The following is a 25,286-nucleotide window of genomic DNA, read 5'->3' as shown; positions in this document are numbered from 1 at the left end:
GTCCGGTCGTTCCCGCGGTGACCGTAAGTAACTTTCCTGAACGTTTCCCTACCGCGGGTCCACGCACTCGCCCGCGACCTCGACGCTCTCGCCGTCGACGGCGACCGTCCCGTCGTAGAGGGCGCAGACGCCCGCGTCCCACGCGAGTCGCCCCTCCCAGTCGGCGCCGGTCACGACGGCCTCGTGCCGGCCGGTCTCGCCGACGACGACCTCGAACGCGCGGGCGACCCCGGCGTCGACGCGGTCGGACGTCTCCTCGTACGTCGTCCCGTCGTCGCCCTCGACGACCACGTCGACGTCGACCGGGTCGTCGCCGTCGTTCCGGACCGTCAGGTCGAGCCGGCCGGGATCGGTCCCGCCGAGGCCGAGGCAGCCGGCGGCGCCGACCGCGGTCGCGGTCGCGACCGTCGCCGTGAGGAGTTCGCGTCGGTGCACGGAGGAGCGGTCGGGGCCGAGACCCTTGAACCCCGCACACGCGGGCCGCCGGGACCGGCGCGCCTACTCGGCGTCGACCGGGTCGTCGTCCGCGTCGTCGGCTCCCTCGTCGGCGTCCGCGTACGCCGCCTCGGGCACGATGTCGACGGAGGCGACCGCGTCGTCCGGCTCTAAGTTCATCACGATGACCCCCTTCGTGTTGCGGCTCACCGTGGAGATCTCCTCGACGCGCGTCCGCATGATCTGGCCGTCGTCGCTCATCGCGACCAGGTGATCGCCGTGGGTGACCGCCTCGATGGCGACGGCCTCGCCGTTGCGGTCGCCGGTCTTGATGTCGATCAGCCCCTTCCCGTTGCGGGACTGGAGGCGGTACTCGTCGAGGTCGGAGCGCTTCCCGTAGCCGTTCTCCGTGACGGTGAGCACCCAGTTGTGGTAGTCGTCGTCGACGGCGGCGACGCCGGCGACCGCGTCGCCCTCGCGGAGGTCGATCCCGATCACGCCGCGGGCCGTCCGGCCCATCGCCCGCGCCTCCGACTCGTCGAAGCGGATCGCCATCCCGTTGCGGCTCCCGATGACGATGTCGCGCTCGCCGTCGGTCACCTCGACGTCGACCAGCTCGTCGCCGTCCTCCAGCCGGATCGCGCGGATCCCCGTCGACCTGATGTTGCCGAACTCGTCGACGGCGGTCCGCTTGATGTACCCGTCGCGGGTGACCATCGTGAGGAACTCGTCGTCGTCGAGGTCGTCCGTGTTGACGACGGCCTCGATCTCCTCGCCGTCGTCGAGGTCGAGGAGGTTGACCGCCGACTTCCCGCGGGCGGTCCGGGACATCTCCGGGATCTCGTACGTCTTCAGCTCGTAGATCTGTCCGCGGTTGGTGAACACGAGCAGGTAGTCGTGGGAGTTGGCGGCGAAGACGGAGGAGACGCGGTCGCCCTCCTTCAGGCCGGTGCCGATGATCCCCTTGCCGCCGCGGTTCTGGGCCCGGAAGGTGTCGAGGGGCATCCGCTTGATGTAGTCGTCTTCGCTCATCACGACGACCTGCTCCTCCTCGGGGATCAGGTCCTCGTGGGTCACGTTGCCGGCGTCCTCGATGAAGCTCGTGCGGCGCTGGTCGCCGTACTCCGCCTTCATCTCGTTCAGCTCGTCGACGATCACGGCGTCGAGCTCGTCGGGGTCGGCGAGGACCGTCTCCAGCCGCTCGATCCGGGCGGTGACGTCCTCGTACTCCGACTCGATCTCCTGGGTCTCCATCGAGGTGAGCGACCCGAGCTGCATCCGGACGATGTGGGCCGCCTGCGCCTCGCTGAACTCGTACTCGGCCTCCAGCGCCGCCTTCGCGGCGTCGCGGTCGTCGGAGTTCTGGATGGTCTCGACCACGTCGTCGACCTGTTCGAGCGCCTTCAGGCGCCCTTCGAGGATGTGCGCGCGCTCCTTCCGCTCGTCGAGCTCGTGCTCGGAGCGCCGGCGCACCACCTCGCGGCGGTGCTCGACGTAGTGACGGAGCGTCTCCTTCAGGTCCAACACCTGCGGCGAGCCGTCGACCAGGGCGAGGTTGATGACGCCGAAGGTGCGTTCGAGGTGGCTCTCCAACAGCTGGTTCTTCACCACTTCCGCCATCGCGTCGCGCTTGAGCTCGATCACGATGCGCATCCCGTCGCGGTCGGACTCGTCGCGGAGGTCGCGGATCCCCTCGATCGCGCCCTCGTTCACGTCCTCGGCGATGCGCTCGACGAGCCGCGACTTGTTCTGCTGGAAGGGGAGCTCCGAGACGACGATCCGGCCCTCCTCCTCCATGACCTCGAACTCGGCACGGACGCGGACGCGGCCGCGACCGGTCTTGTACGCCTCGTGGACCGCGTTCCGGCCGACGATGTTCGCGCCGGTCGGGAAGTCCGGTCCCTTGACGTGCTCCATCAGGTCCTCGACCGTCGCGTCGGGGTTCTCGATCAGCTCGACCGTCGCGTCGACGACCTCGCCGAGGTTGTGCGGCGGGATGTTGGTCGACATCCCCACCGCGATCCCGGAGGAGCCGTTGACGAGGAGGTGCGGCACCGCCGCGGGCAACACCTCCGGCTCCTCCAAGCGGTCGTCGTAGTTGGCGGAGAAGTCGACCGTGTCGCGCTCGATGTCCGCCAGCAGCTCCTCGGCGATGGGGGCCATCCGGGCCTCCGTGTACCGCATCGCGGCCGGCGGGTCGCCGTCGACGGAGCCGAAGTTCCCCTGCCCGTCGACGAGGGGATACCGCATCGAGAAGTCCTGGGCCATCCGCGCGAGCGTGTCGTAGATGGCGCTGTCGCCGTGCGGGTGGTAGTCGCCCATCGTCTCGCCGACGATGGAGGAGGACTTCCGGTGCGAGGAGCTGCTCGTGACGCCCGCCTCGTGCATCGCGTAGAGGATGCGCCGGTGGACGGGTTTGAGCCCGTCGCGCACGTCGGGGAGCGCCCGGCCCGCGATAACCGACATCGCGTAGTCGATGTACGACTGCTCCATCTCGTCCTCGATGCGGGCGTTCGTCACCTGCGCGGCGCGCACGTCGCCGGGGTCGACGTCGGGGACGTCCGAGCTCATATGTCCACCCACTCCGCTTCGGTCGCGTGCTCCTTGATGAACTGCTTGCGCGGCTCGACCGCGTCGCCCATCAGCACGTTGAACATGCGGTCGGCCGCGGCGGCGTCGTCGATCGTGATCTGCTTGAGGATCCGGTTTTCGGGGTCCATCGTCGTGTCCCACAGCTGGTCGGGGTTCATCTCGCCGAGGCCCTTGAACCGCTGGACCTGGTCGGGGTTCCCGTCGCACTTCTCCTCGACGATCCGGTCGCGCTCCGCCTCGGTCATCGCGTCGTACGTCTCGCCGCGGTAGCGGACGCGGTAGAGGGGCGGCTGGGCCGCGTAGACGTAGCCGGCCTCCAGGAGCGGCTTCATGTGGCGGTAGAGGAGCGTGAGGAGGAGCGTCCTGATGTGGGCTCCGTCGACGTCGGCGTCCGTCATGAGGATTATCCTATTGTATCGTACATCCTCGATATCGAATTCTTCCCCGATCCCCGCGCCGATCGCGGTGATCAGCGCGCGGATCTCGTCGTTCTCTAAGATGCGGTCGAGCCGGTGTTTCTCGACGTTGAGGATCTTTCCCTTCAGGGGCAGTATCGCCTGATTCTCGCGGTTCCGTCCCTGCTTCGCCGAGCCGCCGGCGCTGTCGCCCTCCACCACGAACAGCTCCGCTTCGGCGGGGTCGCGCGTCTGGCAGTCGGCGAGCTTGCCGGGCAGCGCCGTCGACTCCAGCGCGGACTTGCGGCGGGTAAGCTCCTCGGCCTTCTTCGCGGCCTTGCGCGCCCGCGCTGCCTCCGCGGCCTTGTGGACGACCTTCCGGGCGGTGTCGGGGTTCTCCTCGAAGAAGGTGCCGAGCTTCTCGTGGGTCGCGGACTCGACGATGCCGCGGACCTCGCTGTTGCCGAGCTTCGTCTTCGTCTGCCCCTCGAACTGCGGGTCGGGGTGTTTCACCGAGATGACGGCCGTGAGCCCCTCGCGCACGTCCTCGCCCTTGAGGTTCGCGTCGAGGTCGTCGACGAGCCCGTGCTCGTTGGCGTAGTCGTTGACGGTCCGGGTGAGCGCGGTCTTGAACCCGGTGAGGTGGGTGCCGCCCTCGCGGGTGTTGATGTTGTTCGCGAACGCGTGGACGGAGCCCTGCAGCTCCTCGGTCGCCTGCATCGCGACCTCGACGTGGATGTCCTCGTCCTCGTCCTCGAAGTAGATGACCTCCTCGTGGATGGGCGTCCGCGTCTCGTTGAGGTAGCCGACGAACTCGCGGATCCCGCCGTCGTAGCGGAACGTCCGCTCGTCGCCCGCGTCGTCGGCGGCGTCGGCGTCTCGCTCGTCGGCGAGCGTGATCGCGACGCCGGAGTTGAGGAACGCCAGCTCCCGGAGGCGACTGGCGAGCGTGGAGAACTCGAAGTCCTCCGTCTCGAAGATGTCGCCGTCCGGCCAGAAGCGGATGTACGTCCCGGTCGACTCGTCCGCCGCCATGTCGCGGACGCGCTCGAACCCGCCCTCGACCGGCTCGCCGCGGGCGAACTCGTGGCGGTAGACGCCGCCGTCGCGTTTCACCTCGACCTCCAGCCGCTCGGAGAGCGCGTTGACGACGCTGACGCCGACGCCGTGGAGCCCGCCGGAGACCTGGTAGGACTTCGAGTCGAACTTCCCGCCGGCGTGGAGGACGGTCATGATCACTTCGAGCGCCGGCCGGTCGTACTTCTCGTGGGTGTCGACCGGGATCCCGCGCCCGTCGTCGCTGACGCTGACGGAGCCGTCCCCGTGGATCGTGACGGCGATCTCGTCGCAGTGGCCCGCGAGCGCCTCGTCGATGGAGTTGTCGACGACCTCGTAGACGAGATGGTGTAACCCCCGACCGTCCGTGGACCCGATATACATCGCCGGACGTTTACGGACGGCCTGCAGGCCCTCGAGGACCTGGATCTGGCCGGCTCCGTACTCGCTCTGCTCTGACATAGAACTTGACGGAATTAGTTCGTGCCGGGTTATAAACCCGACGCACGCGCACGCGGGCGTGAGAGGCGCGCGGCGATCACGGGCCGCCTCCGGTGGGGCGACCGGGGGCTACTCCGCGCCGTTCCGACCGCCGGACGCTCCCTCCGAGCGACCGCCTGACGCCTCCTCCGGGCGACCGTCGAGGAACGCCCGCGCGCGCTCGGCGACGCGACGCCCGGAACCGATCGACGTCGACCCCGTCCGGGCCGGACGCCCCGCTCCCGAACCCGAGCGCGGTCTCCCTGGCGACCGCCTCGACCGTCCGGTCCGCGAGGGCGTCGACCGTCGCCGGCTCCCCGCGCCGGTCGAGGGCGGCGGCGACCCGCTCGAACCGCTCCGGCCGGGCGTGGGTCGCGGCGAGCTCGTCGGGGTCGGCCGAGCCGTCCGCCCCGGCGTCGGCCGGATCGCGGCCCTCCCCGCGGGCCGCTTCGCAGCCCGTCCCCCTCTCGATCCGTCCGCGCCCGCCGCGCTTGTTCCGGACGACGACGCCCGCGGCCGGCCCGTCGCGCCACGCCGACGCCGGGACCGCGTACTCGTCGGGGTCGAAGTCGCGGGCGTTCACCTCGCGCGCCACCGCGTTGACCGGGTCGAGTCCGACCCCCTCGAATATCGCCGCGGCGGCGTCCGGCGGGCGGAACGCCCCGTCGGTCGCGTCCGCCTCCGGCGCGTCGTCCCCCGCCCACACGTCGGTCCCGAGGAACGGCGGGATCCGGTCCCAGTCGTAGTCGGTCCCGCGGCGGTGGGTCGCGACGCCGAGGAACGTCACGCCGGCGGGGTCGGCGACGGCCCGCCGGAGCGCCTCCCGGTCGAAGCGGTCGCGGACGTGCCGGACCGCGGGGCGGAGCGCGAGCGGGACGGCGTCCGGGCCGTCGTACGCGGTCGCCGGACCGCCGAACCGGAGGAGCCCGGACTCGTCCATCGAGAAGCGGAGGCCCGTCCCGTCGATCAGTTCGAGGAGCCAGAGGTGGCCGTCGAGGAGTCCGTCTGGCGCGTCCGTCTCGTCGAGGTCGGGGAGCGGTGGGAACGGTCGCATGGTGGGGAGTCAGGCGGGCGGATCGGAGCTCCGGCCCGCGTCGGGTTGGCTCTTTGGGAGTCGGCGTCGGACCGCGGGTCGCGGCGCGCCAGTGACGCGCCCGCGACGCCGACCGGCTCGGCGGCCCCGGGACTCCCACAGCTACAAGCGGCCGCCGGCCGTACCGCCTCCCGATGCTACCGATCGCGGACGCCTTCGAACACGACTACCGGGGCTGTGAGATCCTGTACGGACGCGGTCGCGCGAGCGGGCTACGGTCGGTCCTCGCCGACCGGGGGCTCGGCGACGCGCTCGTCGTCTGCGGCTCCAACGTCGGCGCCAACGACGACCTGATGGACCCGATCCGCGAGGGGCTTGGCGACCGGCTCGCCGGCGTCTTCGACGGGACGACCCCCGACAAGCGCGTCGAGACCGCGTACGACCTCCTCGACAGGCGGGCCGAGGTCGGCGCGGACGCCCTCGTCGCCGTCGGCGGCGGGAGCAGCCTCGACACCGCCCGGCAGGCGGCGATCCTCGACGTCGACGGCCGCGACCTCGCCGACCTCCGCGCCGACGCGGCGGCGGGACCGGAGGCGCTCGGCTCGCTCGCGCCCGGGAGCGACCCGACGCTCCCGGTCGTCGCGATCCCGACGACGTTCGCCGGCGCGGACCTCTCGACCGGCGGCTCGCTGGAGGTGCTCCCGGCCGACGAGTCGCCGACCGGCCAGCCGGTGACCGTCAGCGGCGACGGGCCGATGCCGGTCGTCGACCTCGCCGACCCGGCGCTGTTCGAGACAACGCCGCGGTCGGCGCTCGCGGGGTCGGCGATGAACGGCTTCGACAAGGGGATCGAGACGCCGTACGCGAGCGACGCGACCCCGGTGAGCGACGCGAGCGCGGTCCACGGCCTCCGGCTGCTCGCCGACGCGCTGCCCCGGGCTGCGGGGGACCGGCCCGGGAACGAGGCCGCGATGGACCGGGCCGTGGTCGGCGCGCTGCTCGTCCAGCTCGACCGCAGGATATCGGTGATCCACGCGTTCGGTCACGGGTTCGCGCGGCGCTACGACTTCCAGCAGGGGGACGTCCACGCGGTCGTCGCCCCGCACGTCCTCGCGTACCTCTTCGACGAGGTCGACGCGAGCCGCCGGGCGCTCGCGGCCGGGCTCGGCGTCGACGTCGACGGCCGCGACGACGACGCGATCGCGGAGGACGTCGTCGAGGCCGTCGCCGCGGTCCGCGACGCGCTGCCGGTCCCGGATCGCCTCCGCGACGTCCCGGCGACCGACGAGAGCGACCTCCCGGCGATCGCCGAGTACGTCGTCGACGACTGGTGTATGGACCGCGCGCCCGAGGGTCTCGACGCGACGCCCGAGGCGATCGAGGGCGTGTTGCGCGCGGCCTGGTAGCGGCGCCCGGGCGGGCGCGGTGGCCGACCCGCCGCCCCGCTATCCGCCGCCGCTCCCGCCGTAGCTCCCCTTCCGCGCCTCGGCCTCCCGATCGCGTCGGTCTCGCTCGTCGTCCGAGTCCGACGCCGACGGCCGCGGCTCTCGCTCGGACCGCCGCGCCGCGAGCGCCCAGCCGAGGGCGTACGCCGCGACGGCCGAGGCGGCGCCGGCGGCCGTGCCGGCGAGCTGCGCGCCGACGAGGAACCCGACGACGCCGAGCGCCGGGCCGCCGAGGAGCGCGTATCCGGGGTTCTCGCGCGGGGTCCGTGGGATCGGCATGTCGAGACGATTCCGTTCGCGGCCCAAGTGTCTTGTCTCGTTCCGCCGCCGCTGAACCGTTCCCACGACTCCGCCGTATTCAAATACGCGCGCGCAGACCAACGGATATGGACGATATCGACGACCAGTACGCGCCCGCGGACGTCGAGTCGGCGGTCGACGAGTACTGGAACGACGCGGACGCCTACGAGGCGGCGAAAGAGGCGCACGCCGACGACCCGCCCTTCTTCTTCGTGGACGGGCCGCCGTACACCTCCGGACAGATGCACCTCGGCACGGCGTGGAACAAGACGCTGAAGGACGCGATCATCCGGCACAAGCGGATGACCGGTCACCGCGTCACCGACCGCCCGGGGTACGACATGCACGGGCTCCCGATCGAGGTGAAAGTCGAGGAGGAGCTCGGCTTCGAGAACAAGCGGGACATCGAGGAGTACGGGATGGAGGCGTTCATCCGGAAATGCAAGGAGTTCGCCCTGGAGAACCGCGCGGCGATGGACGAGGACTTCCAGTCGATCGGCGTGTGGATGGACTGGGAGGACCCGTACGAGACGATCTCGCCGGAGTACATGGAGGCGGCGTGGTGGGCGTTCTCCAACGTCGCCGACAACGGGCTCGTCGAGCAGGGGAAGCGCTCCATCTCGCAGTGCCCGCGCTGCGAGACCGGGCTCGCCAACAACGAGGTCGAGTACGAGGACGTGGAGGACCCCTCGATCTACGTGAAGTTCCCCCTCTCGGACCGCAAGGGGAGCCTCGTCATCTGGACGACGACGCCGTGGACGATCCCCGCGAACACCTTCGTCGCCGTCGACGAGGAGCTCGCGTACGACGCCGTCCGCGCCGAGAAGGACGGCGAGGAGGAGCTGCTGTACGTCGCCGCCGAGTGCGTCGAGGACGTGCTCGGTGAGGGGCGCTACGAGTCGTACGAGGTCGAGGCCGAGCTGACGGGCGACGAGCTGGTCGGATGGGCGTACGACCACCCGCTCGCCGACCGCGTGGCCGAGTACCCCGACTTCGAGGGCGCCGGTGAGGTGTACGCCGCCGACTACGTGGAGGCCGACCGCACCGGACTCGTTCACTCCGCGCCGGGTCACGGGGAGGAGGACTTCGAGCGGGGCACGGAGCTCGGGCTGGATATCTTCTGTCCGGTCGCGCCGAACGGCGAGTTCACCGACGCGGCCGGCGAGTACGCCGGCCAGTTCGTGCGCGACGCCAACGACGACATCGTCGAGGACCTCGTCGCCGACGGCCACATGCTCGCGCACGGCACGGTCGACCACAGCTACGGCCACTGCTGGCGCTGCGACACCGGGATCATCCAGCTGGTCACCGACCAGTGGTTCATCTCGATCACGGACGTCAAGGAGGACCTCCTCGACAACATGGAGGAGTCCGAGTGGCATCCCCAGTGGGCCCGCGACAACCGGTTCCGCGACTTCATCGAGGACGCCCCCGACTGGAACGTCTCCCGCCAGCGCTACTGGGGCGTCCCGATCCCGATCTGGGTCCCGGAAGACGCGGAGGCCGGGAGCCTCGACGATGACATGATCGTGATCGGCACCCGCGAGGAGCTCGCCGACCGCGTCGAGGAGGACATCGACCCCGACTCGATCGACCTCCACCGCCCCGCCGTCGACGACCTCACGATCGTCGAGGACGGGACGACCTACCGCCGCGTCGACGACGTGTTCGACGTGTGGCTCGACTCCTCCGTCGCCACGTGGGGCACGCTCGGCTACCCGAGCGAGACGGACGCCCACGAGGAGCTGTGGCCCGCCGACCTGATCGTCGAGGCGCACGACCAGACCCGCGGGTGGTTCTGGTCGCAGCTCGGTATGGGGACCGCCGCCGTCGGCGAGATCCCCTACGAGGAGGTGCTGATGCACGGCTTCGCCAACGACGAGGACGGCCGGAAGATGTCGAAGTCGGTCGGCAACATCGTCACGCCCGAGGAGGCGATCGAGCGCGCCGGCCGCGACCCGCTCCGCACCTACCTCCTCAGCCACGACCAGCAGGGGGTCGACCTCGCGTTCGAGTGGGACGGCCTCGCCGAGCTCCAGGGGAAGCTCAACATCCTCTGGAACGTGTTCCGCTTCCCGCTGGAGTACATGGGTCTGGACGGCTACGACCCCGCGGAGGCCGACCTCTCTGACGGCGAGCCGGAGCTCGTCGACGAGTGGGTGCTCTCCCGGCTCCAGTCGGTCGAGACCGAGGTGACGGAGGCGTGGGCCGACTACCGCGTCAGCGACGCGGTCAACGCCGTGATCGAGTTCGTCACGCAGGACGTCTCGCGGTTCTACGTGAAGGCCGTCCGCGACCGGATGTGGGAGGAGGCCGACTCCGCCTCGAAGCGCGGCGCCTACGCGACGCTCGCGACCGTCCTCGACGAGGTGGTCAGGCTGCTCGCGCCGATCGCGCCGTACATGACCGAGCGCATGTACCAGACGCTCGACGGCTCGGCGACGACCGTCCACCAGCTGGGGTACCCCGAGCCCGACGACGGGCTCCGCGACCCGGAGCTAGAGCGCGACGTGGCCGTCCTCCGCGACGTCGAGGAGGCCGCCGCGAACGCCCGCCAGCAGGCCGGGCGCAAGCTCCGGTGGCCCGTGCCGCGCGTCGTGGTCGAGAGCGACGACGAGACCGTGACCGCCGCGGTCGAGCGCCTCGCCGACCTGATCGGCGAGCGCGTCAACGCCCGCGAGGTGACCGTCACCGACGCGTTCGACGAGCTGGTCGAGACCGCGGAGCCGCAGATGGCCGAGATCGGCCCCGCCTTCGGCGGCGACGCGCAGAAGGTGATGGAGGCGGTCCGGGGCGCGACCCGCGCCGCGGTCGAGGGCGGCGAGGTGACCGTCGACGGCGAGCCGGTCGAGCTCGACGAGGGGATGGTCGAGTACGTCGCCGAACCCCCCGAGAACGTCTCCGGCGTCGACTTCGACGGCGGCACCGTCTACGTCGACACCTCGCTCACTCCCGAGATCGAGTCGGAGGGGTACGCCCGCGACGTGATCCGCCGGATCCAGGAGATGCGCAAGGAGCTCGACCTCGACGTCGAGGCGCGGATCCGCGTCGGCGTCGGCGTCGACGACGACCGGATCGCCGGCTTCGTCGAGGAGCACGCCGACCTGATCGCCGGCGAGGTGCGCGCCGACGCGTGGCTCGACGACCCGAGCGACGCCGCCGACGCCGAGGGCGGCCTCGTCGAGGCGTGGGAGGTCGAGGACGTCGTCGTCACGATCGGAGTCGAGCCGGTCGCGTAGGGCGCTCGGTCCGGTCGCGTCGGCGACCGACGTCGCCGGGACGGGCCGCATCCGAGCCGGGTTCCGCTCCCGCCGGGATCCGGTCGTTACTGTGCGAACAATTCCCATCCCGAAACCTATAGGTGCGTTCTTTACTCACGGTCGAACATGCATGTCCGGGCGGCGCGGCCCGACGACGCGGAGACGCTGCGGACGGCGGTCTCGCGGGCCCGCGAGGCGACCGTCTTCGACGACATCGGATCCCCTCTTCTGGACGTGTCCGCCGCCGGCGTCCGCGAGGCCGCCGCGGAGGCGGAGTGGTCGTTCCTGATGGAGGACGACGACGGTCCCGTCGGCGTCGCCATCGCGCACCCCGACGCCGAGGGGTCGGAGGCGGAGCTGCTCGCGCTGTGGGTCCACCCGAGCCACGCGGGCGAGGGGGTCGCCGACGAGCTGCTCGCGCGCGTCGCGTCGTCGGTGACCGGCCGCGGCGTCGACACGCTCCGGGCGAGCGTCCCGGCCGACAGCCCGGGCGCCCAGGAGTTCTTCGCCGCGCACGGGTTCAGCCCCCGCGGCACCCGCCGCGGTCCCGCCGGCGACGAGTCGATCGTCGTCGTCGACGCGGACGAGCTCCGGTAGCCCGGAGGCGCCGGCGCGGGGTGAGACTAAGTGACCGGGGAACGCACGCCCGGTCGACGGACCATGGTCCCCGCCGACTCCGCCCCCGCCCTCCTCGTCGCGCTCGGCGCCGCGCTCGCGATCGTCGCCCTCGCCAGCCTCCCGTCCGGGAGCCGGCTCCGGCGGCTCTACGGGGTCGACGACGGCGACGACACCGGCGCGCGAGCCAACGCCGCCGTGCTCGCTGGCACCGGCGCGTTCCTGCTCGGGCTCGCGGCCGCGATCCGCCTGGAGCTGCCCGACCGGCTCGTCGCCGCCGGCGCGCTCGGCGTCGCGGCCCTCGGAACCGTCGTCCTCGGGTGGCTCGTGCGCTACCGCGACCGGCGCGAGCTCCTGACGACGCCGGACGTGAGCCGGGAGCGCGCGCGTCGGCTCGGCGGCGCCGCGATGTTGACCGGCGCGCTGCTGTGCCTCCCGCTCGCGGGGGTCCTGCTGGGCGCGAGCGAGTCGGCGATCGCCGCCGCGGCGCTGGGCGTCGCCGCGGTGGCCGGACTCCTGATCGCGCTCGCTTACCGGTAGGAAGGAGACGCCGCCGAGCCGGGGAACCGCTCCGCGCTCACTTCAGGCGTTCCTGCAGGAACGAGGGGTGCGCGGCCGTGACGCCGTCGATCGCCAGCAGCTTCTCGGAGATGACGTCGCCGAGCTCGTCGCCGTCGCCGGCGCGGACCTCCGCCATCAGCATGTGGTCGCCGGAGGAGGTGTACAGCGCCTGCACCTCGTCGAGCTCTTTCAGTTCCCGGGTCGCCTCCACGTACTGCCCGGAGTCCACGTCCATCCCGACCATGGCGATCGACTGCGACGAGAGCTTCTTCGGGTCGATCTCCGCCGAGTACCCCACGATCACGCCCCGCTCTTCGAGGCGGTCGATGTACTTCCGCACCGTCGGCTTCGAGACGTCGGCGCGCTCGGCGATCTCCGCGCAGGAGGCCTGCGCGTCCTCCTCTAACACCGACAGGATCCGTTCCTCCGTCGATACCGTGCTCATACGCCTCTCTTTGTCACCACGGAAAAAATACCTTGCGAACCGAAAAACGAGACGAACGGACGACGAACCGCGGCGGGATCGGCGGGCGATCCCGGGTGACGGCCGCGTCGCGGTCGTTTCCGGGGGGTTCGGGCGTGCGCTCCGAACCGTCAGGCGTGCTTGTCGAGGAACATGTCGTGGGAGCGCTCCCACTCGTACCCGTCGTCCCAGTAGCGCTCGGCCAGCGGCTCGTCGGGCATCTCGCCGATCGCCTGCTTCTCCTCGCCGTAGGACGGGCGGTCCTCGTCGACGTAGTAGCGGCCGGTGAGGACCTTCCCCTCGTACAGCGACTCCTCGGTCTCGCGCATCATCTCCGCGGCCTCGACACGGTCCGTCGGGTCGAACTCGTAGTCGTCGGACTCGTTGACGTCGATGTACGGGACGTACTGGCGCGCGTCCTTGTTCCAGGTCGGGCACTGAGTGAGGAAGTCGACGTGCGCGAAGCCGTCGTGCTCGATCGCCTCGACGATGATCTCCTTCGCCTGGTTCGGGTTGACCGCGGCCGTGCGGGCGACGTAGGAGGCGCCGGCGTTCAGCGACAGCGAGAGCGGCTTGAGCGGCTCCTTGGCGCTGCCGGACGGCTGCGTCTTCGACGTGTGGCCCTTCGGGCTGGTGGGCGAGGTCTGGCCCTTCGTGAGCCCGAAGATCTCGTTGTTGAAGACGATGTACGTCATGTCGTGGTTCTCCCGGGCCGTGTGGAGGAAGTGGTTCCCGCCGATCCCGTAGCCGTCGCCGTCGCCGCCGGCGGCGATCACTTCGAGGTCGGGGTTCGCGAGCTTCGCGGCGCGGGCCACGGGCAGCGAGCGCCCGTGGATCGTGTGGAAGCCGTACGTGTCGAGGTAGCTGTTCAGCTTGCCCGAACAGCCGATCCCGGTGCACAGCAGGGTCTCCTCGGGCGTGCGCCCGACCTCGGGGAGCGCCTGCTTGAGCGCCTTCAGGACGCTGAAGTCACCGCAGCCCGGACACCAGGTCGGCTGCGGCTCGACGCCGGGGGTGTACTCGTCGCGGTCGATCTCTCGCTCCTCTCCGATGGCTGAAAACGTGCTCATTGGTTAATCACCTGCGGCGGGGACGAAGGTCGTCTGATGGCCGGACGCGTCGCCGTCGCCCTCGACGATCGCGGCCTCGAACCCGTCGACGATCTCGGCCGGCTCGAACGGGTTCCCGTTGTACTTCAGCAGGCTCGACAGGCGCTCGCCGTAGCGGCCGAGGTGCTTCTGGACGAGCCCGCGGAACTGTCCCGAGGCGGTCATCTCGACGACCAGGACCTCGTCGACGCTCTCGATGAACGCCGCCACCTGCACGGTCGGGAACGGCGCCATGTCGGAGACGCCGTACGACTTCACCGAGATCCCGGCGTCGTTGAGGCGGTCGACGGCCTCCTCGACGGTGCCCTGCTGGCTCCCGAAGGTGAGGATGCCGTACTGCGCGTCGTCGGGACCGGCGTACGAGCCGGTGTCGACGGTGTCGAGGTCGGCGCGGATCGCCTCCAGCTTCTGGGTCCGCCGGTCGATCTGCGCGACGCGGTTGTCGGGCGACTCGGCGATGTGGCCGGTCGGGTCGTGCTCGTTGCCGGTCGCGAGGAAGCGACCGCCCTTCTGACCGGGGATCGACCGCGGGGAGACGCCGTCCTCCACGTCGTGCTGGAAGCGGTGGAACTTCCCGTCCTCAGAGTGCGGCTCGTCGGCGAGCGCGTCCTCGCTCAGGGTCTTCCCGAGCGACGGGTTCGGCTCGCGGTCGAAGTGGCTCTTGGGGACGTTCGTCATCTCGCCGCCGAGCTTCTGGTCGTACAGGAGGATCGACGGGATCTGGTACTCGTAGGCCAGCCGGAAGGCGATCCGGGACTGCTCGTACGCCTCCTCGACGGTCCCGGGCGCTAAGACGACGCGCTGGGAGTCGCCCTGCGAGGTGTAGAGGACGTGTTCGAGGTCGGACTGCTCCGGCTTGGTCGGCATCCCGGTCGAGGGGCCGGCGCGCATGGCCTCGACGAGGACGACGGGCGTCTCCGTCATCTCCGCAAGCCCGAGGGGCTCGGACATCAGGGCGAACCCGCCGCCGGAGGAGCCGGACATGGCCTTCACGCCGGCGTGCGAGGCGCCGACCGCGAGCGCGGCGGCCGCGATCTCGTCTTCGACCTGCTCGGAGATCCCGCCGAGCTTCGGCAGGTTCTTCGTCATGATGGTGAACACCTCGGTCCACGGCGTCATCGGGTAGCCGGCGATGAACCGGCAGCCCTCGTCGATGGCGCCGTAGGAGATTGCGTCCGACCCGGACATGAGCAGCTGCGTCTCGTCGTGTTCGCCCGTCGGGACGCTCACGTCGGGCGCGTCGACGTCGTACTCCTCCCGCACCTGGTCGTAGGCGGTCTGGAGGATCTCCAGGTTGGGGTCGAGGATCTTCTCCGGCATCGCGTCGCGCATGAGGTCCTGGACGTGGTCGAGGTCCATGCCGGTGATCGCGCAGGTGGCGCCGACGCCGGCGGTGTTGCGCATGACCTCGCGACCCATGTCGCGGGCGAGCCCGCGGAGGTCGAGGGAGTACACGTGCCAGTCGTTCTCCTCGGCGCGCTCCTCGAAGTTCGGGATCTCGGAGGCGTCGAGGAGCCCCTCGTCGTAGACGATGACGCCGCCCTCGCGGAGCTCGTCGAGGTTCTCCGAGAGCGGTTTGATCTCCTCGTTCCCGTAGACGGCCTCCTCCTGGGGGTTCCGGGCGAAGGAGTCGCCGAGCGCCAGCAGGAAGTTGTAGCCGTCACCGCGGGAGCTCACCGGGTCCGCCGAGGCGCGGACCTCGGTGTAGGTGTGGCCGCCGCGGATGCGGGACGGGTAGTGGCGATGCGTGAACACGTTGAGCCCCGATCGCATCAAGGCCTTTGCGAAGTTCTGGCTGGTCGAAGCGATCCCGTCGCCGGATCCCCCCGATATCCGCCAGATGAGTTCGTCGTCAGTCATAGTGGTATGGTAGCCCGTGAGGGCCTCGTGCGCTGTGGTTGTGGTGGTTACCTCTTAGGGCTTGCTATGGAATCACAAGGAACAATCATTAAAGATCTTTAGGCGAGCGGGGGACGGGCGCGGGGATCGCCGTTCCGCGCCCTTTTAGCCGCCGCCCGACCGACGGCGCGTATGCTCACGTTCATCGGGCTCGGGCTCTACGACGAGCGGTCGGTCACCGTCGAGGGGCGCGAGGCGCTGCGCGCCGCGGACCGCGTCTTCGCCGAGTTCTACACCAGCCGGCTGGTCGGCGCCGACGTCGACGAGCTGGCGGCGCACCACGGCGTGGAGGTCGAGGTCCGGGACCGCGAGGGGGTCGAGCGGGACCCGGAGCCGGTCCTCGCGGCCGCCGCCGACGGCGACGTCGCCTTCTGTACCGCCGGCGACACGATGATCTCGACGACGCACGCGGACCTCCGGCTGCGCGCCGAGGACCGCGGGATCGACACGCGCGTGATCCACGGTGTGACCGCGCAGTCGGCCGCGTCGAGCCTCACCGGGCTCCAGAACTACCGGTTCGGGAAGGCGACGACGCTCCCGTTCCCGTACGCCCACGGCGGCGGCGACGTGCCGGAGAGCGTGGTCGAGACGGTCGAGGCGAACCGGGGGCGCGGGCTTCACACCCTCGTCTACCTCGACATCAAGGTCGGCACCGGTCCGACCGGGCCCGACCCGGACCACGAGGAGTACATGACCGCCGACGTCGCGGCCGGCCTGCTCGCCGACGGCTGGCGCGACGAGCTGGCCGTCGTCGTCGCCCGGGCGGGCTCGCCCGACCCGGTGGTCGCCGCCGACCGGCTGAGCGCGCTCGCCGATCGGGAGTTCGGCGACCCCCTGCACCTCCTCGTGATCCCCGGCGACCTCCACCACGTGGAGGCCGACGCGCTCGCCGGGCTCGCCGGGGCGCCCGCGGAGCTCGTCGAGGAGTGAGCGCGCCGGTGGGTGAGCGCCCCGGTGGATGAACGCCCCGGTAGGTGAGCGCGCCGCGGGTCGCCCGGGGCCCACGACCGGTCGTTTGATATCCCCGTCCCGCGTTACCACAGTCCATGACAGACGTGCCCGTCGAGCGGCTGATGTCCACCGACCTCGTCACGATCGCCCCGGGAGCGGCCGCCGCGGACGCGGCGAGACGCATGCTGGAGACGGGAGTGAGCTCGATCGTCGTCGTCGACGACGACGGGCGCCTGGCGGGGCTGATCACCGCGACCGACTTCGTCTCGCTCGTCCGCCGGAACGACCCGGACGACGAGACGCCCGTCGAGGCGTTCATGACGACGGACGTGGTCACCGTCTCGCCCGACGACTCCGTCGAGGAGCTCGCGGAGCCGACCGACCGGGGGTACACGCACCTGCCGGTGGTCGCCGGGGACGGCGAGCTCGTCGGGATGCTGTCGACGACCGACCTGACGTCGTACCTCTCGGATCGGCGGTGAAGGCGGCCGGCGGGACCGCACACCGGAAGAGTAATCAGAAGTGGTAGCACACGACACGGCATGGACCTGAACGACCGGACCCGCGTCAGCGAGATCATGTCGACGCCGCTGGAGACCATCGGGGCGGACGAGCCGCTCCGCGAGGCCGCGCGTCGGATGGCCGACGGCGACATCAGCGCGCTCGTCGTGACGACGGGCGGCGGCTGTATCGTCACGCAGAGCGACATCGTCGGCGCCGTCGCGGCGGGCCGCGACCTCGACGAGGCCGTCGTCCGCGACGTGATGACGGAGGACGTGGAGACGGTGACGCCGGACCTCATGATGGAGGAGGTGGCGGCGATGATGACGATGTACGAGGTCAAACACCTCCCCGTCGTCGACGACGACTACGTCGGCATGGTCTCGTCGACGGACGTGGCGGCGCACCTCTCGTGAGCCGGGGCCGCGTCCGGACGGCCGACGCCGCCCGGCTACGACAGGAGTAGCGGGACGCCGACCGCGACCCCGACCGCGATCAGCACGAGGTTCCAGACCAGCACCGGACGCACCAGTTCGCGGGCGATGCTCGCCGCGAACGCGGTCTTGACCAGGATGCTCGCGGCGGTCCCGGCGACGACCCCCGCGACCGCGGTGTCGACCGCGATCTGTCCGGTCCCGAGCAGCGAGACGGCCGTCGTCGTCGCGGTCCCGGAGGAGACGAGCCCCGCGAGGAACGACGTGGCGACGAACCCGCCCGCGCCGAAGGCCCGCTCCGCGCCGGCGGAGGCCAGGAGGACCGCGAGGAACAGCGCGCCGAACGTCAGCGCGTTCCGGAGGCTGAACGGGGAGGTGAGCTCCGCCTCCATCGCCGTCCGCCAGTCGCTCCGCCACGTCGCGATCGCGACGCCGGCGAGGGTGACCGCGCCGAGCGGCGCTCCGACCACGAGGGCGGCCTCCGGGACGAAGGCGGCGACGACCGCGGCGTTCCGGAGCGCCATCGCGGCGTTCGCCAGCAGGATCGAGCCGACGGCGACGTCGAGTAAGTCCGCTCGCCCCCTCGCGCGCTTCGCCATCTCCGCGACGACCGCCGTCGAGTTCACGAGCCCGCCGAAGAAGCCGGTGACCGCGTAGCCGCGCCCCTGGTACCGCTTCACGAGCACGTAGTTGACGAAGCCGATGGCGCTGACGGCGACGACGAGCGACCAGACGAGCCGGGGTTGGACCGCCCCCCACGGGTCGATCGTCTCGGCCGGGAGCAGCGGGAAGACGACGAACGCGAGGATGGTGAACTCCACCGCGCTCCGGACCTCCTCGCGGGAGAGCCCCCACGCGAACTCGTGGAGCTCCCGCTTCAACACGAGGAGGAGCGAGGAGAGCACCGCGACCGTCACCGCCTCGATGAAGAGCTCGGCGGCGACGAGCGCCCCGACCCCGTACGTGACGAGCATCGACACCGAGGTGGTGAGCGAGAGGCCGTCGACGTCCGCCTCGACGAAGCTCCGGACCGCGAGCAGCACCGCGCTGGCGACGATCAGCGCGCCGCCGACGACCAGCAGCCCGTCGGCGTCGAGGATCGAGAACACCGCGGCCGCGAGGCCGATCAGCGCGAACGTCCGGATCCCCGCCGACTTCTGGGACCACTCGCGTTCGAGCCCGAGGAACATCCCGAGCGCGGTCGCTAAGACCAGCTTCGCGACGTTGCTCTGGAGGTAGACGAGCGGGTCGACCGGGGTCGCGGCGACCGGGCTCATCACGACCGATCACCGTCCCCATCGGAGCGTCGCGCCCGCCGAACCGTCGGTTTCATCCCTCGGATATATACCGCAAATACGCCTATAGTTTGCTATATACCGCTATATACCGACCGCGGCGACGGGACCGGGGTCCGGTTCTCCGAGCCCGTCAGCGGTTCGTCGGCTCCCGGGGGAGGTCCAGCGACTCCGTCAGGTCGTGCTCCTCGCCCGTGAGCAGGTAGAGGACGTCTTCGAGGATGACGGCGAGCTCCGGGAGCTCCCGCACCGCGAGGAATGTGATCCCGATCAGCGCGACGACCGCGAGCAGCTGGCTCATGATCCGGTCGGAGATGAGAAAGGAGACCCGATACGGGTCGGTCGCGCCGAACATCGCGAGCACGAGGTCGGTCTGCCACTGCATGTACTGGTTGCCCGCGACGACGGAGATGAACGTCGTCCGGAAGATGTTGAGCACGTAGATGAGCGGGAGCGACACCGCGAGCGCGCGGAGCTTCCGCGAGAGCGGCGCCTGCACGGCGGCGACGAGACCGCCGAAGATCGCCATGCTGCCGAGGCCCGTGCACGCGAGGACGACGTGGATCGTGACCGTGTGACCGTCGTCGAGCGTCCACGCGTACGCGGCGTCGTACCCCTCGTAGCTCGCCACGCGCTCCGGCGCGTAGCCGAGCAGGTCGATGAGGAACCCCGTCTGGGTCGCGACGGCCTCGATGAGGATCCGGCGGGGCTCGGGGAACGCGACCCCGGCGACCGAGAACGCCGGGATCGTCTCGAACGGGAGGTAGATGAACAGCATGATCGAGATGGCCCGGGTGAGCGTGAACAGCGAGGCGCGGCCGTTGTACAGGAGGTAGCCGGCGTAGATACAGGCCGGGACGCCGACGAGCGCCAGGATCGACTCGACGTAGCTCTGGTGTTCGAACGCGAAGTACGGGACCGTCGACAGCCAGAAGAGCCCGAACAGCGCCCACGTGCCCGCCGCGATCGACCGGCCGACCGCCAGCCCGCGGCTGTCGAGCAGCCACGAGGCGGCGAAGAGGATCGCGACGAGCCAGGCGAACGTGAACGTGTCGGGGACCAGGCTCAGGACCGCCGGCACGCCGGGACCGAACATGTCCGAACGGTCGGTCGTCGTCGAATAAAGCCCTTGTCGTTGCCGACGGCTCGTCGGGTAGCTCGGGGGCGAGAGAGAACGTGGGGAGGCGGGGGAAGGGCGAGAGAGGGTGGGGAAGACAGGAGAGAGCGAAAGAGGGTGGGAAAGACGGGAGAGAACGAGGAGGACGGAATCGAGAGGAGACGGGAGAGAGCGAGAGAGCCGAGCGCCGACGCGTCAGCGCTCGTCGGAGTCGAGCACCCGGATCTGGTCGCCGCGGACCGTGACCGGGATCGGGACGGTCGCCTCGTACAGCTCGACGGTCACCTGGTCTTTCCCCTCGTCGATGCGCTGGACGCGGGCCTTCTCGCCCTTGAACGGCCCGGCGATCAGCTCGACGATGTCGCCCTCGGCGATCCCCTCGACGTCGGGGGTCGGCGAGAGGAAGTGCTCGACCTCGGAGAACGGGCTCTCGGCCGGCCCCTCGGAGCCCTGGATCACGCCCCGGGCGTGGGGGATCTCGTCGAGGACCCGGGCGAAGACGCTGCCGTCGGTCGCCTCGACCATCACGTAGCTCGTGAGCTGGTCGGGGGCGATGACCGCCTGGATCTCCGGCATCTCCTTCTCGGCGAGCATGTCGGCGACGGTCCGCTCCTGGCTCGCGGTGGTCTTGACCGAGAAGATCGGCATCAGGCGCCGACCCCCGGCAGGAGGCTCATGATCGCGAACATCAGGAAGCCGATGAAGCCCACGAGGAGGATGCCGGCGCCGGCGATCTTCGACACCTGGAGGAACTCGTCGGTGCTCGGCGTGCTCGCGAGCTTCAGCACCCGAACGTAGCTGTTGAGGTCGTACGGAACGTCCATGTTACGACGCGCTTCGAGACGAGACGGTTTTTACCTTTTGATGCGAGGCGATCGGCGCGGCCGCGAGGAAGCAGGGAAGTCGGGGCGCGGACGCCGCCGAGGGCGGGACGGAACTCTATCGGGACGGGACGCGTCGCCTCACTCCACGTAGTCGATGTCTTCCATCTCCGCGGACGTCCCCTCCGGCGGCTCCCCGTTGCTGCCGTAGATCTGCGGCGACTCGACGCCGGTCACGACGATCATGGTCCGCATCTCGCCCTCAAGCTCGTCGTCGACCGAGGTGCCCCAGATGATCCGCGCGTCGGGGTCGATCCGGTCGTAGATCTCCTCGACGACGCCCTCGGCCTCCTCGATGGACATGTCGGTGCCGCCGGTGACGTTCACCAAGGCGGAGTTCGCGCCGGAGATGTCGACGTCGAGGAGGGGCGAGCGCAGCGCGGACTTCACCGAGTCCTGCGCCTTCGAATCGGAGTCGGACTCGCCGAGCCCGATCATCGCGACGCCGCCCTTCTCCATCACGGTGCGGACGTCGGCGAAGTCGAGGTTGACCAGCCCGGGCATCGTGATGAGCTCCGTGATCCCCTTCACCGAGCGCATCAGCACCTCGTCGGACACCTTGAACGCCTGCCGGACCGGGAGCTTCCCGACCGCGTCGAGCAGACGGTCGTTGGGGACGACGATGACCGTGTCGCTCACGTCGCGGAGGCGTTCGAGCCCGGCCTCGGCGTTCGTCCGTCGGACCTCGCCCTCGGCCGTGAACGGCGTCGTGACGATGGCGATGGTGAGCGCGCCCGACTCGCGGGCGGCCTTCGCGACGACCGGGGCCGAGCCCGTGCCGGTACCGCCGCCGAGCCCGGCGGTGACGAACACCATGTCGGAGCCCTCGATGGCGTCCTGGATCTCCTCCTGAGACTCGATGGCGGCCTCCTCGCCGACCTGCGGGAGGGAGCCGGCGCCGCGCCCCTGCGTCTTCTGCTGGCCCATGAGGATCTTCGTGTCGGCCTCGATGTTGACGAGGTGTTGAACGTCGGTGTTGGCGGCGACGAGCTTCGCGCCGTGGATCCCCTCCTCCCGCATCCGGTTGACCGTGTTGCCGCCGGCGCCCCCGCAGCCGACGACGGTGATGTTGGTCTGGAGGTCCTGCAGGACGTCCTGCAGCTCGTCGTCGGTCATCGTTCCGGACTGCGGCGGGGCGCCGGCGGTCGCGTCGTTCGCGCCGGCGCCGGCCTCCCCGGCGTCGTCGGCCGGGGATTCCTCGGCTTCGTCGATGGCGTCCTCTACGATAGAGTCCATTATGTGGTGAGGTTGCGACCCGGAGGTATTTATTTTTGCCCGATCGTCTGACGCGAGTCAGACGCCGAGAGACCGGCGCGAGAGCGCGGGAGGCGTCGACTTCACTCCGCCGCGTTCGGGGCGTCGATCGGGAACCGCTCCGTCCGCGCCCGCGACACCGCGTCCGGGGTCACGGTCTCGCCGTCGACCTCGACCGGCTCGCCGTCGGCGAGCCGACCGAACGCCGGCCCCTCGGGGACGCCGCGCTCCCGCGCCAGGTCGGGGTCGAAGGCGGTCTCGCGGGCGATCACGGCGCCGTCCGCCACCTCGACCGCGTCGTACCGCTCCGCGAGCACCCCCGCGAGGTCGGCGACGAGGTCGGCGTACCCGGGCGACTCCTCACCGGCGGCGAAGGCGGCCGCGTCGGCGGCGCGGGTGCCCGCCTGCTCCGTGTCGAAGGCGACCGCGTTCGCCTCGACGGCCTCGCGGGTCGCCGCCGGGTCGATCCCCTGTGCGCGCGACAGGAGCCCCCCTGGGAGTTCGAGGACCGAGACAGCGTCCGCGCTCGACTTCCCCGGAACGACCGCGCCGAACCGGAGCCCCTCGTCGACCGTCGCGAGGTCGCGTTCCAGCCGCTCGATCAGGGGGAGCGGGCGGTCGCCGACCTCGCGGACCCACGTCTCGCTCACGACCCGATGCCCGAGGTCCTCGACGACGGCGGCGAGCGCGGGCCGGTCGCCCTCGATCACGGCGCGGTCGGCGCGGCTGCGCGCGAACGCCTGCTCGATCGTATCTCGGTTCGCCTCGGGCGCGCCCGCCTCGCCGAGCGCCCAGTCGGCGCCGACGTGACCCACGGCCCACGCCGTCTCGCGGACGATCCGCGTGAACCGCGGCGCGTAGTGGCCGCCGCCGAAGCCGACGACGTGGCGGGGACGGGCGTCGGCGGGGTCCTCAGCCCAGGGGTCGGTCGCGTCCTCGGCCCGAGCGTCGGTCGCGTCCCCGACTCGGGCGCCGACCAGATCCGGTCCGGTACCCCGGAGGTCGAGGACCGCCCGCGCGACCGCCTCGGCCGCCTCGGCGTCCTCCCACTGCGGCTCGTCGGACCCGAGTTCGACGAACAGCGAGGGGACCGACACGTCGGTCGGCCCGTGGTGCGTGCACTCGATGCCGACATCGTACCCCTCGGGGGCACGCGCCGCCAGCGCCTCGACGACGCGCTTCTCGGCGCCGGGAGCGGCAATCGCGAGCGTCTCCGGCTCGCCGCCGTACGGCGCCGGGCCGAAGTTGCCGGTGACGTGCGCGGTCAGGAGCTTCCCCGTCTCACCGGAGTGCCTGGAGACGAAGACGAGGAAGTCGATATCGGCGTCGGGTTCGTCGGCGTTTTTCTCGTCGGCCTCGCGGCCGCCGCCGAACGCGGCGGTCGGGTCGTTCAGGTCGATGTGGAGGTCGTCGAACTCCCGCAGCTCGAACCCGTCGGTCCGGTAGTAGGTCCCGCCGCCAGCGGCGTCGGGTCGGGTCTCGTCCTCGCGCTCCTCCCAGTCGCCGACCGCGAGCAGCCGCTCGCCGATGTGTTCGGAGGCGCTGTCGGCCCGGCTGACGACGATCGCTATCACGGACACCGGTCGGGGACGGGACGCCGAATAGGCGTCGGTTTATGCGCGATACGACATCGTGTAGTCGGTATTCGATTCCGGTGCACCTACGCCCAAAGTCGAGTGTATATAAATCGTAGGTGGCGGAGCGCCGACGGACTCCTCCAAAGCCCCAGCCGCTCGGTGATACGTCGTTGACTACGGAACGACGGTGGACACCTCCAAAGCCCCAGCCGCTCGGTGATACGTCGTTGACTACGGAACGACGGTGGACACCTCCAAAGCCCCAGCCGCGAGGGCTCGCGCGCCTTGCTGCGCGCCTCGCTCGTTCGCTCCGCTCACTCGCTGCGGTGCTTACTGCGGCGTGCTTCGCCCTTCCGAGAGACTTCGCCTCTCGTCTTCCCGCTCGCTCCGCTCGCGGGAATCGCGGCTGCCCCTTTAAGTCCACCCCACCCTGCACAGCATCGCACCTCACACCTCTCCAGCCTCGTCGCTGGCGGCAGTAGCCGCCAGCGACTCCCTCGCACGCGCTCTCGCCGGCGGCGGAGCCGCCGGCTGTCAGAGAGACCGAAGGTCTCTCTTTACTCGCGGCCTATCGGCCGCTCGGAGGCGCGCGCCACCGCAAAATCCGGACCGATTTATATTACAACATCGCTCGTCGACGACTGTCGTCTGCGATACCTCGTTCGCCCTCACGGGAACAGCAGGTACGCGAAGACGCCGTAACCGGCGACGAGGACCGCGCCGTCGACGCGGGAGATCCGCTCGCCGCGGTACATGAGTCCGACGAGGAGGGCGGTGAACGCGAGCAGCGCGGGGAACTCGAAGCCGCGGACGCCGGGGGCGACGCCGATCGGGCGAATGACCGCGATGAGCCCGATGACGGCGAGGACGTTGTAGATGTTCGACCCGACGACGTTGCCGACGCTGAACTCGGCCTCGCCGCGCACGGCGGCGACGACGCTCGCGGCCAGCTCGGGGAGCGAGGTGCCCAGCGCGAGCACGGTGAGCCCGATGAAGATGTCCGAGAAGCCGGCCGCCGAGAGCAGCGACTCCCCGCCGTCGATCAGCCACTGCGAGCCGAGCACCAGCGCGGCAATGCCGCCGACGACGGCGGCGACGTCGCGGAGGCTCGCGTCGGGCATCTCGGCGCGCTCCGCGGTGGTGATCCCGGACTGCGTCTGCCGGATCCGGCGCATGACCACGACGGTGAAGACGACGAGCGTCCCGAGCATGAGGAGCCCGCCCGGCCGACCGATGCGGCCGTTCCAGCCGAGCCCGACGAGCAGCAGCGCGGCGAGGGCCATGAACGGCACGTGGCGCTCGAACACCGTCTCGGAGACGTCGAGGGGGCGGATGAGCGCTGAGACGCCCAGCACGAGCCCGATGTTGGCGATGTTCGAACCGAGGATCGTCCCGAGTCCGACATCGGTCGACACCGTCACGGCGCCGAGCAGCGAGACGAACAGCTCGGGGGCGGTCGTCGCGAACGCGATGACGGTGACGCCGACCGTCGACGCCTTCAGGCCGACGGCGAGCGCCAGGTCGCTGGCGCCCTTGACGAGCAGTTCGGCGCCCGCGTAGAGGAGGGCGGCGCCCGCGACGAGAAGCAGCAGTTCCGTGAGCGGCGACCCGAGCAACACGGCTCTCGGTTGGC

General features: G+C 70.6%; 22 protein-coding genes. 7 read left to right on the top strand and 15 right to left on the bottom strand.

The annotated features are described in order from the left end of the window. Positions 1-48: 48 nt before the first annotated feature. The 4 genes from ACFQMF_RS05380 to ACFQMF_RS05365 form a co-directional block, all read right to left on the bottom strand. Positions 49-435 (bottom strand): hypothetical protein, encoded by a 387-nt coding sequence (locus ACFQMF_RS05380; RefSeq protein WP_256408587.1) that lies wholly within the window; start codon positions 433-435, stop codon positions 49-51. A gap of 63 nt (positions 436-498) precedes the next feature. Then, complete coding sequence (gene gyrA, locus ACFQMF_RS05375; RefSeq protein WP_256408588.1) at positions 499-3,006, bottom strand: DNA gyrase subunit A; 2,508 nt, start codon at positions 3,004-3,006, stop codon at positions 499-501. After that, entirely contained in the window at positions 3,003-4,940 is a 1,938-nt protein-coding gene (gene gyrB, locus ACFQMF_RS05370; protein ID WP_256408589.1) for a DNA topoisomerase (ATP-hydrolyzing) subunit B, read from the bottom strand. The genes gyrA and gyrB overlap by 4 nt, the downstream gene beginning before the upstream one ends. A gap of 76 nt (positions 4,941-5,016) precedes the next feature. Continuing rightward, a complete protein-coding gene (locus ACFQMF_RS05365) occupies positions 5,017-6,012 on the bottom strand; it encodes a hypothetical protein (RefSeq protein ID WP_256408590.1) in 996 nt (331 codons plus the stop codon). A gap of 173 nt (positions 6,013-6,185) precedes the next feature. On the opposite strand from ACFQMF_RS05365, the gene ACFQMF_RS05360 reads away from it, so the two are divergent. Continuing rightward, complete coding sequence (locus ACFQMF_RS05360; protein ID WP_256408591.1) at positions 6,186-7,397, top strand: iron-containing alcohol dehydrogenase family protein; 1,212 nt, start codon at positions 6,186-6,188, stop codon at positions 7,395-7,397. Positions 7,398-7,436: 39 nt separating this feature from the next. On the opposite strand, the gene ACFQMF_RS05355 is transcribed toward ACFQMF_RS05360, so the two are convergent. Further along, complete coding sequence (locus tag ACFQMF_RS05355) at positions 7,437-7,715, bottom strand: hypothetical protein (protein WP_256408592.1); 279 nt, start codon at positions 7,713-7,715, stop codon at positions 7,437-7,439. Positions 7,716-7,822: 107 nt separating this feature from the next. Here ACFQMF_RS05355 and ileS point away from each other — a divergent pair, with 107 nt between their 5' ends. The 3 genes from ileS to ACFQMF_RS05340 all read left to right on the top strand — a co-directional run bounded on the left by ileS (position 7,823) and on the right by ACFQMF_RS05340 (position 12,151). Continuing rightward, positions 7,823-10,975 carry an isoleucine--tRNA ligase gene (gene ileS, locus ACFQMF_RS05350; RefSeq protein WP_256408593.1) on the top strand — a complete coding sequence of 1,051 codons (3,153 nt, stop codon included), beginning with the start codon at positions 7,823-7,825 and terminating at the stop codon, positions 10,973-10,975. 147 nt (positions 10,976-11,122) lie between these two features. Next, positions 11,123-11,593 (top strand): GNAT family N-acetyltransferase, encoded by a 471-nt coding sequence (locus ACFQMF_RS05345; RefSeq protein ID WP_256408594.1) that lies wholly within the window; start codon positions 11,123-11,125, stop codon positions 11,591-11,593. 63 nt (positions 11,594-11,656) lie between these two features. Next, the gene (locus tag ACFQMF_RS05340) at positions 11,657-12,151 is read left to right on the top strand and encodes a hypothetical protein (RefSeq protein ID WP_256408595.1); all 495 of its coding nucleotides are present in this window, start codon (positions 11,657-11,659) and stop codon (positions 12,149-12,151) included. A gap of 37 nt (positions 12,152-12,188) precedes the next feature. Here the strand turns inward: ACFQMF_RS05340 and lrpA1 are convergent, their stop codons facing one another. The 3 genes from lrpA1 to ACFQMF_RS05325 all read right to left on the bottom strand — a co-directional run bounded on the left by lrpA1 (position 12,189) and on the right by ACFQMF_RS05325 (position 15,604). Further along, positions 12,189-12,617 (bottom strand): HTH-type transcriptional regulator LrpA1, encoded by a 429-nt coding sequence (lrpA1, locus tag ACFQMF_RS05335; RefSeq protein ID WP_256408596.1) that lies wholly within the window; start codon positions 12,615-12,617, stop codon positions 12,189-12,191. A gap of 149 nt (positions 12,618-12,766) precedes the next feature. After that, positions 12,767-13,705 (bottom strand): thiamine pyrophosphate-dependent enzyme, encoded by a 939-nt coding sequence (locus tag ACFQMF_RS05330; RefSeq protein ID WP_256408597.1) that lies wholly within the window; start codon positions 13,703-13,705, stop codon positions 12,767-12,769. Between the two features lie 3 nt (positions 13,706-13,708). Next, positions 13,709-15,604, bottom strand: a complete 1,896-nt coding sequence (locus ACFQMF_RS05325) for a 2-oxoacid:acceptor oxidoreductase subunit alpha (protein WP_256408598.1) — start codon at positions 15,602-15,604, stop codon at positions 13,709-13,711. Positions 15,605-15,775: 171 nt separating this feature from the next. Here ACFQMF_RS05325 and dph5 point away from each other — a divergent pair, with 171 nt between their 5' ends. The 3 genes from dph5 to ACFQMF_RS05310 all read left to right on the top strand — a co-directional run bounded on the left by dph5 (position 15,776) and on the right by ACFQMF_RS05310 (position 17,511). Further along, positions 15,776-16,573: a diphthine synthase gene (dph5, locus tag ACFQMF_RS05320; RefSeq protein WP_256408599.1), complete on the top strand. Its 798-nt coding sequence runs from the start codon at positions 15,776-15,778 to the stop codon at positions 16,571-16,573. Positions 16,574-16,689: 116 nt separating this feature from the next. After that, a complete protein-coding gene (locus ACFQMF_RS05315) occupies positions 16,690-17,076 on the top strand; it encodes a CBS domain-containing protein (RefSeq protein WP_256408600.1) in 387 nt (128 codons plus the stop codon). A 60-nt stretch (positions 17,077-17,136) separates the two neighbouring features. After that, a complete protein-coding gene (locus ACFQMF_RS05310; protein WP_256408601.1) occupies positions 17,137-17,511 on the top strand; it encodes a CBS domain-containing protein in 375 nt (124 codons plus the stop codon). 35 nt (positions 17,512-17,546) lie between these two features. Here ACFQMF_RS05310 and ACFQMF_RS05305 read toward each other — a convergent pair whose 3' ends face one another. The 7 genes from ACFQMF_RS05305 to ACFQMF_RS05275 form a co-directional block, all read right to left on the bottom strand. Next, a complete protein-coding gene (locus ACFQMF_RS05305; protein WP_256408602.1) occupies positions 17,547-18,806 on the bottom strand; it encodes an MgtC/SapB family protein in 1,260 nt (419 codons plus the stop codon). Positions 18,807-18,957: 151 nt separating this feature from the next. After that, complete coding sequence (gene artA / locus ACFQMF_RS05300) at positions 18,958-19,920, bottom strand: archaeosortase A (RefSeq protein WP_256408603.1); 963 nt, start codon at positions 19,918-19,920, stop codon at positions 18,958-18,960. Between the two features lie 216 nt (positions 19,921-20,136). Continuing rightward, positions 20,137-20,589 carry a transcription elongation factor Spt5 gene (locus ACFQMF_RS05295; RefSeq protein ID WP_256408604.1) on the bottom strand — a complete coding sequence of 151 codons (453 nt, stop codon included), beginning with the start codon at positions 20,587-20,589 and terminating at the stop codon, positions 20,137-20,139. Further along, complete coding sequence (locus tag ACFQMF_RS05290) at positions 20,589-20,765, bottom strand: protein translocase SEC61 complex subunit gamma (protein WP_123114379.1); 177 nt, start codon at positions 20,763-20,765, stop codon at positions 20,589-20,591. Before ACFQMF_RS05290 ends, ACFQMF_RS05295 begins: the two co-directional genes overlap by 1 nt. A gap of 138 nt (positions 20,766-20,903) precedes the next feature. Further along, positions 20,904-22,058 carry a cell division protein FtsZ gene (gene ftsZ / locus ACFQMF_RS05285; RefSeq protein WP_256408605.1) on the bottom strand — a complete coding sequence of 385 codons (1,155 nt, stop codon included), beginning with the start codon at positions 22,056-22,058 and terminating at the stop codon, positions 20,904-20,906. A gap of 101 nt (positions 22,059-22,159) precedes the next feature. After that, positions 22,160-23,650, bottom strand: a complete 1,491-nt coding sequence (locus ACFQMF_RS05280) for a D-aminoacyl-tRNA deacylase (RefSeq protein ID WP_256408606.1) — start codon at positions 23,648-23,650, stop codon at positions 22,160-22,162. Positions 23,651-24,321: 671 nt separating this feature from the next. Further along, positions 24,322-25,272: a calcium/sodium antiporter gene (locus ACFQMF_RS05275; RefSeq protein ID WP_256408607.1), complete on the bottom strand. Its 951-nt coding sequence runs from the start codon at positions 25,270-25,272 to the stop codon at positions 24,322-24,324. Positions 25,273-25,286: the final 14 nt, after the last annotated feature.

Origin of the sequence: Halorubrum rutilum (assembly GCF_042665015.1) — an archaeon.
Classification (GTDB): Archaea; Halobacteriota; Halobacteria; order Halobacteriales; family Haloferacaceae; genus Halorubrum; species Halorubrum rutilum.
The sequence above is the reverse complement of the archived record's forward strand: the minus strand, read 5'-3'. Positions and strand labels throughout refer to the sequence as shown.